This is a genomic window from Terribacillus saccharophilus, from assembly GCF_046592595.1.
Taxonomy (GTDB): domain Bacteria; phylum Bacillota; class Bacilli; order Bacillales; family Amphibacillaceae; genus Terribacillus; species Terribacillus saccharophilus_C.
Genome location: NZ_JAWVPF010000003.1, coordinates 158,844 through 174,101, shown reverse-complemented (window position 1 = coordinate 174,101; position 15,258 = coordinate 158,844). Strand labels below are relative to the sequence as shown.

Here is a 15,258-nt window from a genome sequence, read left to right as displayed (position 1 = left end):
GACTTGTACAAAGAAGGAGAGAGGGGTTCTTAATATGGGCAAGAATCTGCATTCGGTACGGAAAGGGATTGCTGAACGGAAACGTCTGAAAGGGGAACAAATACAAAAAGGGATGGCTGATTCGGTCAGGTCTTTTACAGTGGATGATGAGGAATCTCATGGATTTCCGCCGCATCCAAAATATGAACCGCCCAGTTCGACGGATAATTCCAAGTTCGCTTCACGATTTATGTTTCGACTGATTGTATCTGCCAGTCTGTTCTTCGGTACAGCAATTTATTTGCAGGCTGACCACCCGATGATTGAAAAAACAAAGGGTACCGTACTGACAGCATTGACGGAGGAATTTCCCTTTGCTACCGTCAATAGCTGGTATCAGGAACGATTCGGCGATCCAGTAGCGCTTAGCCCTGGAGGAGATAGTGCAGATACAGCAGAAGCTCAGGCAATGCCGGTAAATGGAACAGTTGTGCAGCCATTTGAAGAATCAAAAGAAGGTATACTGATCGAATCAGCTCAGCAATCGGATGTGGTGGCAGTGGATGAAGGGATTGTTATTTTCGCAGGAAATGACCGGGATACAGGGAAAACGATCATTCTTCAGCATGCAGATAAAAGCAAAAGTATATATGGGCATCTGCATGCTATAGAGGTAAATCAATACCAGCGGATCGGGGCCAATGAAAAGATCGGTGAATTTGTACCGAATGCGGAAAATGCCCAGTCTGTTTATTTCGCCTTGCAGCAGGGGAATGAGTATTTGAATCCAATCCAGGAGGCACAAGTTGACGCGCCGTAATTGGCTCCCGCCTATTCACTTACATCCGGTTTTCTGGGGTTTCCTGCTGCTTGCTATATTGACAGGGATGCTAATGGAAGTACTTATTCTATTCATCATCGTACTGCTGCATGAAATGGGGCATTATATGGCGGCTCGCCATTTTCGCTGGCGTATCCGCCGTATCATGCTATGGGTTTTCGGAGGTGTGATGGAAACCGATGAACAAGGAAATCGGCGTCCCCTGGAAGAAGCAATCGTCATTTTATCAGGGCCGGCAGTCCATCTTTTTATATTCGCAGTTTTATATGGCCTTCATGCCTTCTCAATACCGGAAGCAGTGCTGGAGACAGCTTATATGTACAATACAACCATACTTCTTTTTAACTTGCTGCCCATCTGGCCGCTTGATGGCGGCAAACTTATCGGATTACTGCTGTCTTTGCAGCTGCCTTATCGTAAGGCCCATACAATTCTTATCCTAGTCAGCTGGACAATTGGGGCAGCTGTGCTTCTGTATGTGTGTATGGCGATGCCTTTCACTTTAAGTACAGTCAGCCTTCTCTGTTTTCTATTATGGGAAAATCGGCTAGAATGGAAACGACGCTATTATGTGTTCCTGCGTTTCCTGCTGCAGCGTACTACGTATGGTGCGAATGCTGGAATCAGCACGCCGATCTTTGCTGCACCGGAAACGGCTCTCCTGGATGTTCTGTCCCAATACAGGAGGAACAGGCGGCATATAATTGTAGTGAAAGGGAAGAATGCATTGTTGGACGAACAGCAATGCAGTGATATGTATTTCAAGCGGAAACAGGCACATTGCACAGTGGCGGATATTCTGCAACAAAACAGACAGTGAGGAAAGCAATGCTATCATTATATATGTTTTTCAAAGGAACGGAAAAAGCAGCATTAACCGTTAAGCGCGGCCAAGTACAGGAAGTATTCTTGGACCGGCCGGGTACAGGTTCGAAAGTAGGAAGCATTTTTAAAGGGATCATACGGCATGTGGATCAAGGACTGCAGGCTGCTTTCGTTGATTTTGGGGACGAACGCCAAGGTTTTTTACAGCGAGACGAGGTCCCGGCATGCAAACAAGATCAATCGCTTCGTATCGAGCAAGCGGTTCAAGAAGGACAGACGCTTTTTGTTCAGGTCCAAAAAGACGCTTATGGGACAAAAGGGGCGAAGCTATCTGCTATCATAACTATTCCGGGTAATGCAATCGTCTATTTGCCTCAAGGAAACTACGTAGCGGTCTCTAGGAAATTGCCGGAAGATAGAGCAGCGAAATGGAGGGAGCAAATGACCGACCTTCTGTTGCAAGGAGAAGGTGTCATTGTCCGTACGGAAGCAGACAAATTGCCAAATAAAGCAATAGTGGAAGAACTGGAAAAGCTTCGTGCAAAATGGCAGGCTTTATCAGTAAAAGACGTATCTGCCCCAGCGGTAATTTACCAGGATGCCCTCATTCCAGATCAGCTGCTCCGCCGCCTGCCAGCAGGAACTGTAGATGAAATCGTGGTAGATGATGGATTCGAAGCGAGACAGCTCCGTCAGCAGTATCCAGAGCTTAGCGAGAAGATCAAATGGGAACGGGAAGCAGAAACACTCCTGCCCCAGCCGCTGTCAGCACTTTGGGAGCAGCTGATTTCACCGGTCACGAGCATTGACAGGGGAATCACATTGCATATTGATCAAACAGAAGCATTGACAGTGATTGATGTGAATAGCGGCGGCTACACAGGACATTCCGACAAGAATCAGACAGCGCTCATGGTCAATCAGCTAGCGGCAAAGGCAATTGCCCGGGAAATTCGGTTGCGCAATTTGTCCGGCATCATCCTGATAGATTTTGTATCCATGAAAAGGCCGGAACAGCAGCGTGCTGTTCTGCAGACTTTCCGTCAAGCACTTCAACAGGACACACAGCGGACAGAAGTCTATGGTTTTACGAAGCTCGGTCTTTTGGAAATGTCGCGAAAACGGGAACGGCCGTCCTTAATGGAGCAGCTCCAAGCGCCGATTCGCAGGAATTTGTCCCTTGAGACAATATGCTATCAGCTTGAGCGGGAGATCACTGGTCTGTCAGCAGACAAGACGTATATACTTTCAGGCAGGAAGGAACAGATCAAGCATTTTCTTAAGCTTACTGGCAGTAACTCTGCCTATGCAGCTGTATTTGTGAAATTCCAGGATACATATGAACTTAAGCTGACGGAAACAGATATGGAAACTGTAAGAAGAGATAAGTTAGATAGTCTTGACAATCTTTTTTGATTTGTGATAACATCAGTATGTTACACGAGGTTAGCACCCGTGCTACAACCGCGCAGATCAGGTTTCAAGCTTATAAGCGCCTGTGATGGCGAGTCTGAGTTTAAGAGGAGGTGCGTTACATGTACGCAATTATTGAAACTGGTGGAAAACAAGTTAAAGTAACAGAAGGACAAACTATCTACGTTGAGAAATTGGACGGAGAAAACGGTGCAGAAGTTACTTTTGACAAAGTATTGGTAGTTGGTGGCGACGATGTTAAAATCGGTGCTCCATTCGTCGAAGGTGCGACGGTTACTGCAACTGTTGAGAAGCAAGGCCGCGCTAAAAAGATCAACGTGATCAAGTTCAAAGCGAAGAAAAACTACAAACGCAAACAAGGCCATCGTCAACCTTACACTAAATTGACAATCGGCAAAATTAACGCGTAAGGCGAACCATGATAACTGTTACAATAAACCGTGTCGATGAGGATATTCACAGCTTTGAGCTTAGCGGACATGCGGAGAGCGGCCCTTATGGCTATGATCTTGTGTGTGCAGCTGTTTCGGCAGTTAGCTTCGGGGCAGTGAACGGCCTTTTCGTTCTCGGTGAGTTTGAGCCAGAGGTAGAGCAGGGCGGCGACGGTGGGTATCTACGAGTAGTACTTCCCGATCAATTGTCTGAGGAGCAGCTTGATAAAGCGTCTCTTTTACTTGAAGGTATGCTCGTCTCGCTCCAAACGATTGAACAGGACTATGGGAAGCATATAAGAATTATCGAACAATAAGGAGGTGCACCACTATGCTACGTTTAGATTTGCAGTTTTTCGCATCCAAAAAGGGTGTTGGTAGCTCCAAAAACGGACGTGACTCTGAATCCAAACGCCTAGGCGCTAAACGCGCTGATGGTCAGTTTGTAACTGGCGGATCCATTCTTTACCGTCAACGCGGTACGAAAATCTACCCAGGAACAAACGTTGGAAAAGGAGGAGACGACACATTGTTCTCTAAGATCGACGGTGTTGTTAAATTCGAACGCTATGGCCGTAACCGTAAAAAGGTCAGCGTATATCCGGTAGCTCAAGAAGCTTAATGTTTGCAGAGAGACTCTAGCCTTCGGGTTAGAGTCTTTTTTTCTAATCCACATCTATTCGCACCACATATTGTTGAGTATGAAGAAGGAGTTGCCCTCTCAACTGCTTTTTCTTAAAGGAGGAATACAGTTGGAATATCATGAAGTGATGACGCTGTTGGGATTTACACGCCATGAATGGATGAATCGGCTCCAACTCCTACATAGCTATTCCAAATTAGGCAAGGATGAAAAGGTACAGGAAAAAATCGAGGAAGCCATTCATTTGGCGGATGAAGAGCGAAAGCTTTCCAATCTGAATATTCCAGAGACTTTTGTCTGGATTCTTTCTTTCAACTGGACCTACTCCCAGTTTCGGATTAAATTCCAAGTGGATGAGCCTATACCGAAGATTTGGGAATATGACAAGCGGATTCGTGAAAACTTAGAAGCAGTAGTGGATGCATTAAGTGAAAGCGCACAAGAGATGGAATTGTATGAAGGCTTACTCCATATAAAGACACGGGAGGAAGAGCCAGTCATTGAAATGTCGTTTGTCGGAACGTTTACTGGCTGGGATAATTTGCAATTGATCGGCCAGAAAGATTATGTCCGAGAAGTGAAAATCGAATCATTGCCAGAGAAGAAATCACGCTGTACCATCGTACTGGCGTGCAATATATGAGGTGAAACCATGTTTGTAGATCAGGTCAAAGTATTTGTAAAAGCAGGCGATGGCGGTAACGGTCTAGTTGCTTACCGCAGAGAAAAGTATGTTCCGCTTGGAGGTCCGGCAGGTGGTGACGGAGGAAATGGCGGAGATGTCATTTTCAAAGTAGACGAAGGTTTGAACACATTAATGGATTTCCGTTATCAGCGCCATTTTAAAGCAAAACGCGGCGAAAATGGAATGAGTAAAGGACAGCATGGTAAAAATTCGGAACCGCTTATTTTGCCAGTACCACCTGGCACGCTGGTTCGCGATGAAGATACGGGTGAAGTAATTGCGGATTTGACAAAACATGAACAAGAAGCAGTCATCGCAAAAGGCGGCCGCGGCGGTCGTGGGAATTCACGGTTCGCTACACCGCGCAATCCTGCTCCCGACTTCGCGGAAAATGGTGAGCCAGGTGTGGAGCGTAATCTTCAAATCGAGCTGAAATTGATCGCGGATGTCGGTCTGGTCGGCTTCCCGAGTGTAGGAAAATCTACATTTATATCTGTAGTAAGTGCGGCAAAACCGAAAATCGCGGATTACCATTTTACGACGCTTGCTCCAAATTTGGGCGTTGTTGAAACACAGGATCAGCGCAGCTTCGTACTTGCTGACTTACCAGGTTTGATTGAAGGGGCGCATGAAGGAATTGGTCTTGGACATCAGTTTCTTCGTCATGTAGAGCGGACCCGTGTCATTGTCCATGTAATTGACATGGCTTCGACTGAAGGGCGTGATCCGTACGATGACTATGTGACAATCAATGAAGAACTGAAGCAATATAATGAGGACCTTACAACCCGTCCGCAAATCATTATTGCTAACAAGATGGATATCCCGGAAGCAGAAGAAAATTTGGTTGTCTTCAAAGAGAAGATACCAGCAGATATTGACGTATTCCCGATTTCTGCTATCACTCGTGATGGTCTCCAGGATGTGCTGTACGCTATTGCGGACAAGCTGGATGAGATTCCGAAAATCGATAAACCGGTTGAAGAACAGACAGAGCGTGTTGTCTACCGTTTCGAGGAATCAGAAAAACAATTCGAAATCACTCGTGATCCGGATGGAGCATTCGTCTTATATGGAGAGCCAATCGAGAAGCTGTTCAAGATGACGGACTTCAACCGGGATGAAGCAGCTAGACGTTTCTCTAGACAGCTGCGTGCAATGGGCGTAGATGAAGCGTTGCGTAAGCGCGGAGCCAAAGACGGCGATATAATCCGTCTATTGGAACTTGAGTTCGAATTTATAGATTGATTCTGTATTAGCCAAGGTGGGGATAGCATGGCAGAGAAGGAAGAACAATTTTATCTCGTGCGCAGTGATGTACTGCCGGAATCGATGAAAAAAACATTGCAGGCAAAGGAACTGCTGGAGCGCAATAAGGTTGCTTCGGTTTTCGATGCAGTACAGCAGGTTGACCTTTCCCGCAGTGTGTTTTATAAATATCGGGATGCGGTATTCCCGTTCCGCGCAATGGTGAAGCAGCGGATGATCACCCTTTTCTTCCACTTAGAGGATCGGACAGGCACGCTGTCTGAGCTTTTGGCTATCGTAGCAAGATCAGGGGGAAACATCCTGACGATTCACCAGACGATTCCCTTGCAAGGAAGAGCCAACGTAACCATATCATTGAATACGGCTGGCATGCATACTGATATCCAGTCGCTGCTGGATGAACTTAGAGCATTGGCATATGTAGATAAAGTAGAGATTTTGAGTTCGGAAGCTTAGGCAAGGGAGCAGAGGAAGATGAAAATCAGTTATCTAGGTCCAAAGGGAACATTCACGAAAATGGCTGTAGATGCTTTATTCCCAGGTGAAGAAGCATACAGCTATGCCACGATCCCGCAATGCATGGATGCTGTCACAAATGGGGAAATGGACTATTGTGTCGTTCCAGTCGAGAATACGATTGAGGGTACAGTACCAATCACGATGGATTATCTGATCCATCAAGCAAAACTGCCGATTGTCGGTGAAATTGTCATTCCGATACGGCAGCACTTACTGACAAAGCATCAGTTGGAGTTAAGTGAAATTGAAGCGGTGTACTCCCATAGTCATGCGATTGCACAGTGTCATCAATTTTTGCATACAAAGCTCCCGCAAGCAATCACCCATGCCACTTCTTCCACTGGAACAGCGGCTGAGATGGTTGCTGGAATGGAGGAGTCTGCAGCGGCTATTGGCAATGAGCTGGCTGCAAAAGAGTTCGGGCTGAAGATTTTGCAAGAAGATATCCATGATTACGCGAATAATCATACACGCTTCTTCATTTTGGCGGACCCGGCAGCGAAAGTACCGGAAACAATCGTTTCAGGGATCAACAGAAAAACATCCTTGTACGTAACGCTTCCTCGTGACTACGCAGGTGCGCTGCATCAAGTATTGGCAGCTTTTGCTTGGCGAAAGATCAATATGTCGAAAATTGAATCCAGACCGATGAAAACAGGACTGGGGAATTATTTCTTTATTATGGATGTTACGTGTGAAGCGGAGGATGTTCTTTTCCAAGGTGTCCAGCAGGAACTTGCGGCTTTAGGCTGCAGTCTCACGGTACTTGGAAGTTATCCGATTCATCAATATGAGAAAAAAGCCGGCGCGAATTTATAGCGTGCCGGCTTTTTCTATTTCAACCTTTTCGAATGTGATGCATATGATGGTGAAGTAGTGCGTGAGTTCATGAAAGGGGAGTTTCAGTTTTGAAGATTCATATTGTACAGAAAGGCGATACAATGTGGAGTATCGCGAGAAAATATGGTGTCAGCTTTGATGAATTAAGAGAATTAAACGGGCATATCCGTGAGCCGGAACTTGCAGTGCCAGGGATGAAGCTGAAAATACCATCAACAGCAAAAGTGGTAGAAAAAGAAGCGGTTCTCCGCTCTGAAGCTGGAGGAAGCACACCTCCTGTAAACACTGGACAGCAAACACCTGCTCCGACGTTTCATGATACACCACCTATTCAAGAGGATGACATGTCTGCTGCTCCATATCCAATCATGCCGCAGATGCCGCAAATCTCGATGCCAGGTCAAGGCGGAGGATCTTATCCTAATTTGCCGCAGCAGCAGGCTTATACGGGAGCGCTTCCTATGCAGCCAATTACTCAAATGCAGCCAGATCAGCAGCTGCAAGGGTTTCCATCTTATCAGCCGCAACAAGGTATTTGGCAGCAGCCACAGCACGGAAGCTGGCTGATACAGCAGCCAGGATATGGCGGTATGCCGCAGCATGGAGGCTGGAACATGCAAGGAATGCAGCCAGGTCAGCAAATGCAGGGTGACTGGAGCATGCAAGGAATGCAACCAGGCCAGCAGCTGCAGGGTGACTGGAACATGCAAGGAATGCAGCCAGGTCAGCAGCTGCAGGGTGACTGGAACATGCAAGGAGGTCAGCCAGGTCAGCAAATGCAGGGTGACTGGAGCATGCAAGGAATGCAGCCAGGCCAGCAGCTGCAGGGTGACTGGGGAATGCAAGGAGGTCAGCCAGGCCAGCAGCTGCAGGGTGACTGGGGAATGCAAGGAGGTCAGCCAGGCCAGCAAATGCAGGGTGACTGGGGAATGCAAGGAGGCCAGCCAGGCCAGCAAATGCAGGGTGACTGGGGAATGCAAGGAGGTCAGCCAGGCCAGCAAATGCAGGGTGACTGGGGAATGCAAGGAGGTCAGCCGGGTCAGCAAATGGGAGTCCCTTATAGCCCTCAAAATCAAGCAGCGCCGTATTCCTACCCGCCAGCGACGATGCGCTCTTGTTGCGGACCGGATATTCCTTTTACAGCAGTACCAGAGTTTACGCAAGCACAGCCTGAATATAGGGATCCGTACGGTGTTCAGCAGCCTCTTGCCGATTTCTATGAACCTTCACCTGCCCATGATCTGCCGGGAGAAGAACAAGAAGATAAATGACATAAAAAAAGTCCCTTCACTCGCTGAAGGGGCTTTCATTTATAATATACCATGTTCTTCGAAAATGCGGTGCATATCCTGGCGATACTTATCCTCCATAGCGAGTACTTCTGCTTTGGACAAGCCGGCGTGCTGGATGTGATTTCTAAGTATCAAGGTCGCTTTTTCCTCTGAGAAAACGCTCGCCATGTTTGCTTCGCTTTTCGCTTCCACGTAGTGGAGGTACTTTTGCTGCGCAGTGTTTCTCACTTATATCCCGCCTTTGTTTTTAACTTTCTAGACCTTTACCACATATAATCGAAAAGAAAACCTAAAAAGTGTGGGTCAAAATAAAATTTTTTCAAAAAAACCGGATAAAGAAGCCCTAGCAGGAAAAAATGAGAGCAAATGCAACGGAATAGGGGTGGAAGATCATGAGGCGTTTCGTAGTCTTTTGTTTGCTTTTCCTTTTAGTGGTTCCAAGTATGACAGCGCAGGCTGCAGATCCAGTAGAAGTGAAGGTTATACTGCAGCGTCAATACATTGATGGCAAGCACACGGAGGTTGCCCATCAAGAGAAAATCTATGCAATGGAAGATTTCTGGTCGACCTATCATGATTGGCAGCTTGTTTCCCAGAAAGAAGGTTTGGTTATATTCAAACAGGATGTGATGGATATCTCACCTTCATTAAAAAAGAATGGCTATTTCGGTATCTACAAAGGGAAGCTTACGATATTTGAAGGCCGTCCAATCGATCAACAGGCAATCCAATCTTTCTATCAAATAAATAAAGGTAAGCTGGAGAGCCATCAAGCGAAAGAGCTTGAGGAAGGAATCAAAATTCAATCAAGAGAAGTATATGAAGATGTCCTGGAAGCATTCCGCTCCAAAAACGATATAGCACCGATGCCAGGCTAAGGATCGTCCCTCAGGAGAGGGAGGTCCTTTTCCTGTTTTTCGCCTTTAACCTTATACGAACATACGCTTGTGTGGTAAAATAGAAGCTAGTTATTTGATTCAGGTAGGGGAGAAACAGCATGATAGCGTATGTGAAAGGCAAGATTACTGGAATTACAGAAGAAGCGGTGCTTGTAGAGGCACACGGTGTAGGTTATGAAATCATCTGCCCGAACCCTTTCCAATTCCAAATGGAAGAAGGCAAGGAGGCACTGGTCCATACATATCATTATGTACGGGAGGATGCACAGACATTGTTCGGGTTTAAAAATACAGAAGACAAATTCTTGTTCCAAAAACTGCTTGGAGTATCAGGTATCGGACCAAAAAACGCCCTGCAGATCCTAGCAGGTGTCAATGTGGAGGAATTTGTCGCTGCAATCGAGCGGGAAGATGACAAGTTCCTGACAAGCTTCCAGGGTGTCGGTAAGAAAACAGCACGTCAGATGGTGCTTGATTTGAAGGGCAAACTCGTTTATATGGTTTCACTTACGGCCATTGAAGCGTCTGCGGGAACAGAAAGCAATACATCCAAGAAACGTCTTGCATTGGCAGATGCAGAGGATGCGATGCGTGCTCTCGGCTATCAGGAGCGGGAGATCAAGGCAATATTGCCGCAGCTGAAAAAAGAAGACAGCGACAGTGCGGATCACTTGATCAAGAAAGGCTTGGCTTTGTTAAGTCAAAAGAAATAAAGGAGTGCGAAGATGGAAGATCGCATGATAACGAACGAATTGAAACAGGAGGACGAAGTAATCGAGCTGAGTCTGCGTCCGTCCACCTTAAAGCAATACATCGGTCAGCATAAAGCGAAGGAAAATCTGGCTATCTTTATTGAGGCAGCTAAGATGCGTGATGAGCCGCTCGACCATGTTTTACTGTATGGGCCTCCTGGTCTTGGGAAAACAACAATGGCGTCAATCATTGCCAATGAAATGGGAGTCTCTTTCCGGGCAACGAGTGGTCCGGCTATTGAAAAAGCAGGAGACTTGGCAGCGATTTTAAGCTCGCTTGAAGCAGGCGATGTACTGTTCATCGATGAAATCCATCGTTTGCCGCGAGCTGTCGAGGAGATTTTGTATCCGGCTATGGAAGATTTCTTTTTGGATATTGTAATTGGAACCGGACCTAGCGCCCGCAGTGTGCGTCTTGACTTGCCGCCATTCACACTGGTTGGCGCGACAACGAGAGCAGGATTGCTATCTGCACCTCTAAGAGACCGTTTTGGCGTGCTAAGCCGTCTTGAATTTTATAATACCGAAGATTTGGCCAGCATTGTAGAGCGTACAGCCGTCATTTTCGATGTAGAGATTGAACCTTCCGCTGCCAACGAAGTGGCATTGCGTTCGAGGGGGACACCCCGGATTGCCAATCGGCTGCTGAAACGGGTGCGCGATATATCCCAGGTCAAAGGGGAAGACTATATTACGCAAGAGACAACCCATGCAGCGCTAAATCAACTGCAAGTCGATGAAAAAGGCTTAGATCATATTGATCATAAGCTGCTGACAACTATCATGGATCAATTCCGCGGAGGTCCGGTCGGACTGGATACGATCAGTGCGACAATCGGGGAAGAGTCCCAGACGATTGAGGATGTATATGAACCGTATTTGCTGCAAATTGGTTTTATACAACGTACACCGCGCGGACGCGTTGTGACACCGCTTGCCTATGCCCATTTCAACCGGGAGGTGCCAAAGGCTTGACCGGCATTGGAAAAATCTTTATTCTTATAGGCGTTGTGTGTATTATAATCGGTATCATTATGTCGTTTATTGGCAGACTGCCAGGAGATATCGTTTTCAAGAAAGGGAACACGACAGTTTACTTCCCGATTGTGACATCAATCTTAGTAAGTATCGTGCTGTCGCTCATTTTGTTCCTTTTCAACAAATTTCGCTGATACAGACTAGGAGTTAACAGGTATGGATATACAGGATTACGATTTTCATTTACCAGAAGAACTAATCGCCCAGACGCCGCTTCAGGATCGGACAGCGTCGAGGCTGCTTGTTCTAAATAAAGAAGAGAAGACAATGGAGCACCGTCATTTCGCTGATATCGGTGACTATCTTAAAGCAGGTGACTGTCTTGTCCTCAATGATACGCGTGTGCTTCCGGCACGATTGTATGGTATCAAGAAGGACACACAGGCAAAAGTGGAGATTCTTTTATTGAAGCAAGTGGAAGGTGACAGCTGGGAGGTATTGGTCAAACCGGCCAAGAAAGTCAAAGTTGGTACAGAGCTTAGCTTTGGTGACGGTAAACTAAAAGCTGTGTGCAAGGAATTGCTTGAGCATGGCGGCCGGATTGTTGAGTTCCAGTATGACGGCATATTCTATGAAGTGCTTGAGCAGCTTGGAGAAATGCCTTTGCCTCCATATATCAAGGAACAGCTTCCCGATCAGGAGCGTTACCAGACTGTTTATGCTAAGGAACAAGGATCGGCTGCTGCTCCGACAGCAGGGCTTCATTTTACAAAGGAGCTGCTTGCGAGTCTCCAGGAAAAAGGTGTGGAAATCGCGTTCATTACACTGCACGTTGGATTGGGAACGTTCCGTCCAGTTAGTGTGGAATCAATAGAGGAACACGAAATGCATGCTGAATTCTATCAGATGTCACAGGAAACAGCAGATCAGCTGACTCGGATCCGTGAAAACGGCGGACGGATCATCTCGGTCGGAACGACATCCACACGAACATTGGAAACAATCACGCGTGACCATGATGGGAAATTCGTGGCAGCAAGCGGGTGGACGGATATTTTCATTTATCCAGGTTTCACCTATCGGGCTATAGATGGCTTGATTACTAATTTCCATTTGCCGAAATCCACATTGATCATGCTAGTAAGTGCATTTGCAGGGCGGGACTTCATCCTCGATGCGTACCGGACTGCTGTAGAAGAACGTTATCGTTTCTTCAGCTTCGGCGATGCAATGCTGCTCGTATAGATTGATAACAGAAAGGGAATTACTATAATATGGCAATTCGTTATGAATTCATTAAACAAGATAAGCAGACAGGCGCAAGGCTCGGAATCGTACATACACCTCACGGAAGTTTCGAGACGCCTACATTCATGCCAGTAGGAACATTGGCAACGGTAAAGACAATGAGTCCGGAGGAATTAACCGAACTTAACGCGAATATTATTCTATCAAACACCTATCACCTATGGCTTCGTCCGGGACATGAAATCATTCGCGAAGCAGGCGGGTTGCATAAGTTCATGAACTGGGATGGAGCTATTCTGACAGATTCGGGCGGCTTCCAGGTGTTCAGCCTGAGTGATCTTCGTGACATTCAGGAAGAAGGCGTGCATTTCCGCAATCATATTAGCGGAGAGAAGCTGTTCCTTTCCCCTGAAAAAGCGATGGAGATTCAGAACGCGCTTGGCAGTGACATTATGATGGCATTTGATGAATGTCCGCCGTATCCAGCGACATATGATTATATGAAGGCATCAGTAGAGCGGACAAGCCGTTGGGCAGAGCGCTGTTTGACTGCACATGCTCGTCCGGATGTACAAGGCCTATTTGGTATTGTACAGGGAGGGGAGTTTGAGGATCTTCGTAAACAGAGTGCACAAGATCTTGTCAGTATGGACTTCCCTGGCTATGCTGTAGGCGGTCTGTCTGTAGGCGAACCAAAGGACGTCATGAACCGTGTGCTGGAATTCACCACTCCATGGCTTCCGCAGGATAAGCCGCGTTACTTGATGGGTGTTGGCTCACCAGATTCCTTGATTGACGGTGCTATCCGCGGCATCGATATGTTTGATTGTGTGCTTCCGACCAGGATTGCACGTAATGGAACATGTATGACATCCAAGGGCCGTCTCGTTGTCCGTAATGCGCAATATGCTCGTGACTTCGGCCCTATCGACGAGAATTGTGATTGTAAGGTATGTAAGAATTATTCACGCGCTTACATTCGCCATCTTATCAAATGTAACGAAACATTCGGATTTAGGCTTACTACTTACCATAACTTGCATTTTCTGATAGAATTGATGAGGAAAGTCAGAGAGGCGATCAAAGAAGATCGACTTGGCGATTTTCGAGATGAATTCTTCGAAAGTTATGGTTTCAACAAGCCGAACGCGAAGAATTTCTAGAAAGGGGGAGCAGTGAATGAATATTCAAAGTTTAATACTGATTGTATTAATGTTTGTCATCTTCTACTTCCTGTTGATTCGTCCGCAGCAGAAGCGTCAGAAACAGGTTAGAGAAATGCAGTCTAGCTTGAAAAAAGGAGACAGCATCGTTACCATCGGTGGTTTACATGGTAAGGTGCATGCTATAGACGAGGCATCTGTAGTCTTGACTACGGATGACGGCAGCAAATTGACGTTTGATCGTAACGCGATCCGTGACGTTAAACCTTCAGAAGTGTAAAAGACAAAGACAGGAGATTTCTCTCCTGTCTTTTTTATGTGCTTGTTTTAATGTTGACACCAATCATACCTCCGACAAGTGCAGCTGCTAGAAACCCGCCATGCGTCAGCAGCTGTGTACCGGAAAATCCCACTTGATAACCGAGATACTGATAGAGAAGAATGAATAGGGAGAAGCCGATTGCGGTCATTCCGCCGAGCATCCAACCCTTATCTTCGCCTTTCACCCCAGCAATGAAACCACCGATGAATAAACTGAGTACTCCAGCTCCGAGGGTTGTCCAGTCGAGCATACCTTCTCCCATTTCCGTGAATCGAAGCAGCAATGCCAGTGTGAAGCTGATGAATAGCAGCAGTGCAAAGACGGTAATCCAGCCATACAATATTGCTTGTACATTTCTTTTCACAAAGATCCCTCCAGCATGTCTATATGGCTACTGTATGCTCGTCCATCCAAATTAAGAACGAATAGAACTAGTACTCTTACACAAAATAAACAAAAAGGAGGCAGGCATGTTGTTGGATGCATTGGAATGGTCCATTATAGGAAGAACGTTTCTTTCTTATATAGTCATCGTTATTATTTTCCGCCTTATGGGAAAACGCGAGATAGGTGAACTGAGTATCATCGATTTAGTTGTTTATTTGATGTTAGCTGAAATAGCTGTGTTCTCCATCGAAGACCCAAGCAGTCATTTGCTTCACTTTATCGTACCGATGGTTATACTCTTGATTATACAAAGAGGCACGGCACTTCTTTCTTTGAAATTTCCTAAGATGCGTGATTTCATGGAAGGAAAGCCATCTGTCATTATTTCCCGGGGGAAGATAGACGAGCATGAGATGCGCAAGCAGCGTTACAGTTTTTCTGATCTCCAGCAGCAGCTGAGAGAAAAGGGGACGAAAAGTGTACAAGATGTTGATTTTGCTATTCTGGAGACATCCGGTGAGTTGTCTGTATTCGAAAAGCAGGATACAGATGATGGCAGCAGCGGATTTGTCCAGCCATTGATTATTGACGGCGAAATACAGCAAAAGGGATTAGATACCCTGGATAAATCTGCATCTTGGCTCCGCGGTGAGATGAAGCGTCATGGCCACCCTGATATACAGCGTATCTCGTATTGTACCCTCGACCAAGATCACAATTGGTACATTGACCGAAAAGATGAACGCTGACA

At 46.3% G+C, this 15,258-nt stretch carries 21 protein-coding genes and 1 other annotated feature; of the genes, 19 read left to right on the top strand and 2 right to left on the bottom strand.

Annotation, left to right across the window (positions count from 1 at the left end; all coding sequences use genetic code 11):
• Positions 1-34: 34 nt before the first annotated feature.
• The 11 genes from SFC25_RS05910 (at position 35) to SFC25_RS05860 (ending at position 8,737) form a co-directional block, all read left to right on the top strand.
• On the top strand, positions 35-799 hold the full coding sequence (locus tag SFC25_RS05910) for a peptidoglycan DD-metalloendopeptidase family protein (RefSeq protein WP_411214379.1): 765 nt from the start codon (positions 35-37) through the stop codon (positions 797-799).
• Positions 786-1,640 carry a M50 family metallopeptidase gene (locus tag SFC25_RS05905; protein WP_411214378.1) on the top strand — a complete coding sequence of 285 codons (855 nt, stop codon included), beginning with the start codon at positions 786-788 and terminating at the stop codon, positions 1,638-1,640. The genes SFC25_RS05910 and SFC25_RS05905 overlap by 14 nt, the downstream gene beginning before the upstream one ends.
• Positions 1,641-1,648: 8 nt before the next feature.
• Complete coding sequence (locus SFC25_RS05900) at positions 1,649-3,061, top strand: ribonuclease E/G (protein ID WP_411214377.1); 1,413 nt, start codon at positions 1,649-1,651, stop codon at positions 3,059-3,061.
• A 36-nt stretch (positions 3,062-3,097) separates the two neighbouring features.
• Positions 3,098-3,167, top strand: a sequence feature (ribosomal protein L21 leader region).
• A gap of 13 nt (positions 3,168-3,180) precedes the next feature.
• Positions 3,181-3,489 carry a 50S ribosomal protein L21 gene (gene rplU, locus SFC25_RS05895; protein WP_038561656.1) on the top strand — a complete coding sequence of 103 codons (309 nt, stop codon included), beginning with the start codon at positions 3,181-3,183 and terminating at the stop codon, positions 3,487-3,489.
• 8 nt (positions 3,490-3,497) lie between these two features.
• Positions 3,498-3,827, top strand: coding sequence for a ribosomal-processing cysteine protease Prp (locus SFC25_RS05890; RefSeq protein ID WP_411214376.1), 330 nt, complete (start codon positions 3,498-3,500; stop codon positions 3,825-3,827).
• 14 nt (positions 3,828-3,841) lie between these two features.
• Positions 3,842-4,132: a 50S ribosomal protein L27 gene (gene rpmA, locus SFC25_RS05885; RefSeq protein WP_038561650.1), complete on the top strand. Its 291-nt coding sequence runs from the start codon at positions 3,842-3,844 to the stop codon at positions 4,130-4,132.
• A gap of 130 nt (positions 4,133-4,262) precedes the next feature.
• On the top strand, positions 4,263-4,796 hold the full coding sequence (locus tag SFC25_RS05880; RefSeq protein ID WP_411214375.1) for a Spo0B domain-containing protein: 534 nt from the start codon (positions 4,263-4,265) through the stop codon (positions 4,794-4,796).
• 9 nt (positions 4,797-4,805) lie between these two features.
• Positions 4,806-6,086 carry a GTPase ObgE gene (gene obgE / locus SFC25_RS05875; protein WP_411214374.1) on the top strand — a complete coding sequence of 427 codons (1,281 nt, stop codon included), beginning with the start codon at positions 4,806-4,808 and terminating at the stop codon, positions 6,084-6,086.
• A gap of 27 nt (positions 6,087-6,113) precedes the next feature.
• The gene (locus SFC25_RS05870) at positions 6,114-6,563 is read left to right on the top strand and encodes an ACT domain-containing protein (protein WP_411214373.1); all 450 of its coding nucleotides are present in this window, start codon (positions 6,114-6,116) and stop codon (positions 6,561-6,563) included.
• Positions 6,564-6,581: 18 nt separating this feature from the next.
• Positions 6,582-7,445, top strand: a complete 864-nt coding sequence (gene pheA / locus SFC25_RS05865) for a prephenate dehydratase (RefSeq protein ID WP_411214372.1) — start codon at positions 6,582-6,584, stop codon at positions 7,443-7,445.
• A gap of 89 nt (positions 7,446-7,534) precedes the next feature.
• Positions 7,535-8,737 carry a SafA/ExsA family spore coat assembly protein gene (locus SFC25_RS05860; protein ID WP_411214371.1) on the top strand — a complete coding sequence of 401 codons (1,203 nt, stop codon included), beginning with the start codon at positions 7,535-7,537 and terminating at the stop codon, positions 8,735-8,737.
• A 39-nt stretch (positions 8,738-8,776) separates the two neighbouring features.
• On the opposite strand, the gene SFC25_RS05855 is transcribed toward SFC25_RS05860, so the two are convergent.
• Positions 8,777-8,986, bottom strand: coding sequence for a hypothetical protein (locus SFC25_RS05855; RefSeq protein ID WP_411214370.1), 210 nt, complete (start codon positions 8,984-8,986; stop codon positions 8,777-8,779).
• A 164-nt stretch (positions 8,987-9,150) separates the two neighbouring features.
• Between SFC25_RS05855 and SFC25_RS05850 the strand changes: the two genes are divergently transcribed.
• The 7 genes from SFC25_RS05850 to yajC all read left to right on the top strand — a co-directional run bounded on the left by SFC25_RS05850 (position 9,151) and on the right by yajC (position 14,078).
• The gene (locus SFC25_RS05850; protein WP_411214369.1) at positions 9,151-9,636 is read left to right on the top strand and encodes a BofC C-terminal domain-containing protein; all 486 of its coding nucleotides are present in this window, start codon (positions 9,151-9,153) and stop codon (positions 9,634-9,636) included.
• Positions 9,637-9,755: 119 nt separating this feature from the next.
• Positions 9,756-10,370 carry a Holliday junction branch migration protein RuvA gene (ruvA, locus tag SFC25_RS05845; protein ID WP_095226826.1) on the top strand — a complete coding sequence of 205 codons (615 nt, stop codon included), beginning with the start codon at positions 9,756-9,758 and terminating at the stop codon, positions 10,368-10,370.
• Positions 10,371-10,382: 12 nt separating this feature from the next.
• A complete protein-coding gene (gene ruvB, locus SFC25_RS05840) occupies positions 10,383-11,384 on the top strand; it encodes a Holliday junction branch migration DNA helicase RuvB (protein WP_411214368.1) in 1,002 nt (333 codons plus the stop codon).
• The gene (locus SFC25_RS05835) at positions 11,381-11,581 is read left to right on the top strand and encodes a DUF2905 domain-containing protein (RefSeq protein ID WP_411214367.1); all 201 of its coding nucleotides are present in this window, start codon (positions 11,381-11,383) and stop codon (positions 11,579-11,581) included. Before ruvB ends, SFC25_RS05835 begins: the two co-directional genes overlap by 4 nt.
• Positions 11,582-11,603: 22 nt before the next feature.
• Positions 11,604-12,632: a tRNA preQ1(34) S-adenosylmethionine ribosyltransferase-isomerase QueA gene (gene queA / locus SFC25_RS05830; protein WP_411214366.1), complete on the top strand. Its 1,029-nt coding sequence runs from the start codon at positions 11,604-11,606 to the stop codon at positions 12,630-12,632.
• A 29-nt stretch (positions 12,633-12,661) separates the two neighbouring features.
• Positions 12,662-13,798 (top strand): tRNA guanosine(34) transglycosylase Tgt, encoded by a 1,137-nt coding sequence (gene tgt, locus SFC25_RS05825; protein WP_374076741.1) that lies wholly within the window; start codon positions 12,662-12,664, stop codon positions 13,796-13,798.
• A 16-nt stretch (positions 13,799-13,814) separates the two neighbouring features.
• On the top strand, positions 13,815-14,078 hold the full coding sequence (gene yajC / locus SFC25_RS05820) for a preprotein translocase subunit YajC (protein WP_038561613.1): 264 nt from the start codon (positions 13,815-13,817) through the stop codon (positions 14,076-14,078).
• A gap of 34 nt (positions 14,079-14,112) precedes the next feature.
• Here the strand turns inward: yajC and SFC25_RS05815 are convergent, their stop codons facing one another.
• Complete coding sequence (locus SFC25_RS05815; protein ID WP_411214365.1) at positions 14,113-14,484, bottom strand: TIGR04086 family membrane protein; 372 nt, start codon at positions 14,482-14,484, stop codon at positions 14,113-14,115.
• A 106-nt stretch (positions 14,485-14,590) separates the two neighbouring features.
• Between SFC25_RS05815 and SFC25_RS05810 the strand changes: the two genes are divergently transcribed.
• Positions 14,591-15,256 carry a DUF421 domain-containing protein gene (locus SFC25_RS05810; protein WP_411214364.1) on the top strand — a complete coding sequence of 222 codons (666 nt, stop codon included), beginning with the start codon at positions 14,591-14,593 and terminating at the stop codon, positions 15,254-15,256.
• Positions 15,257-15,258: the final 2 nt, after the last annotated feature.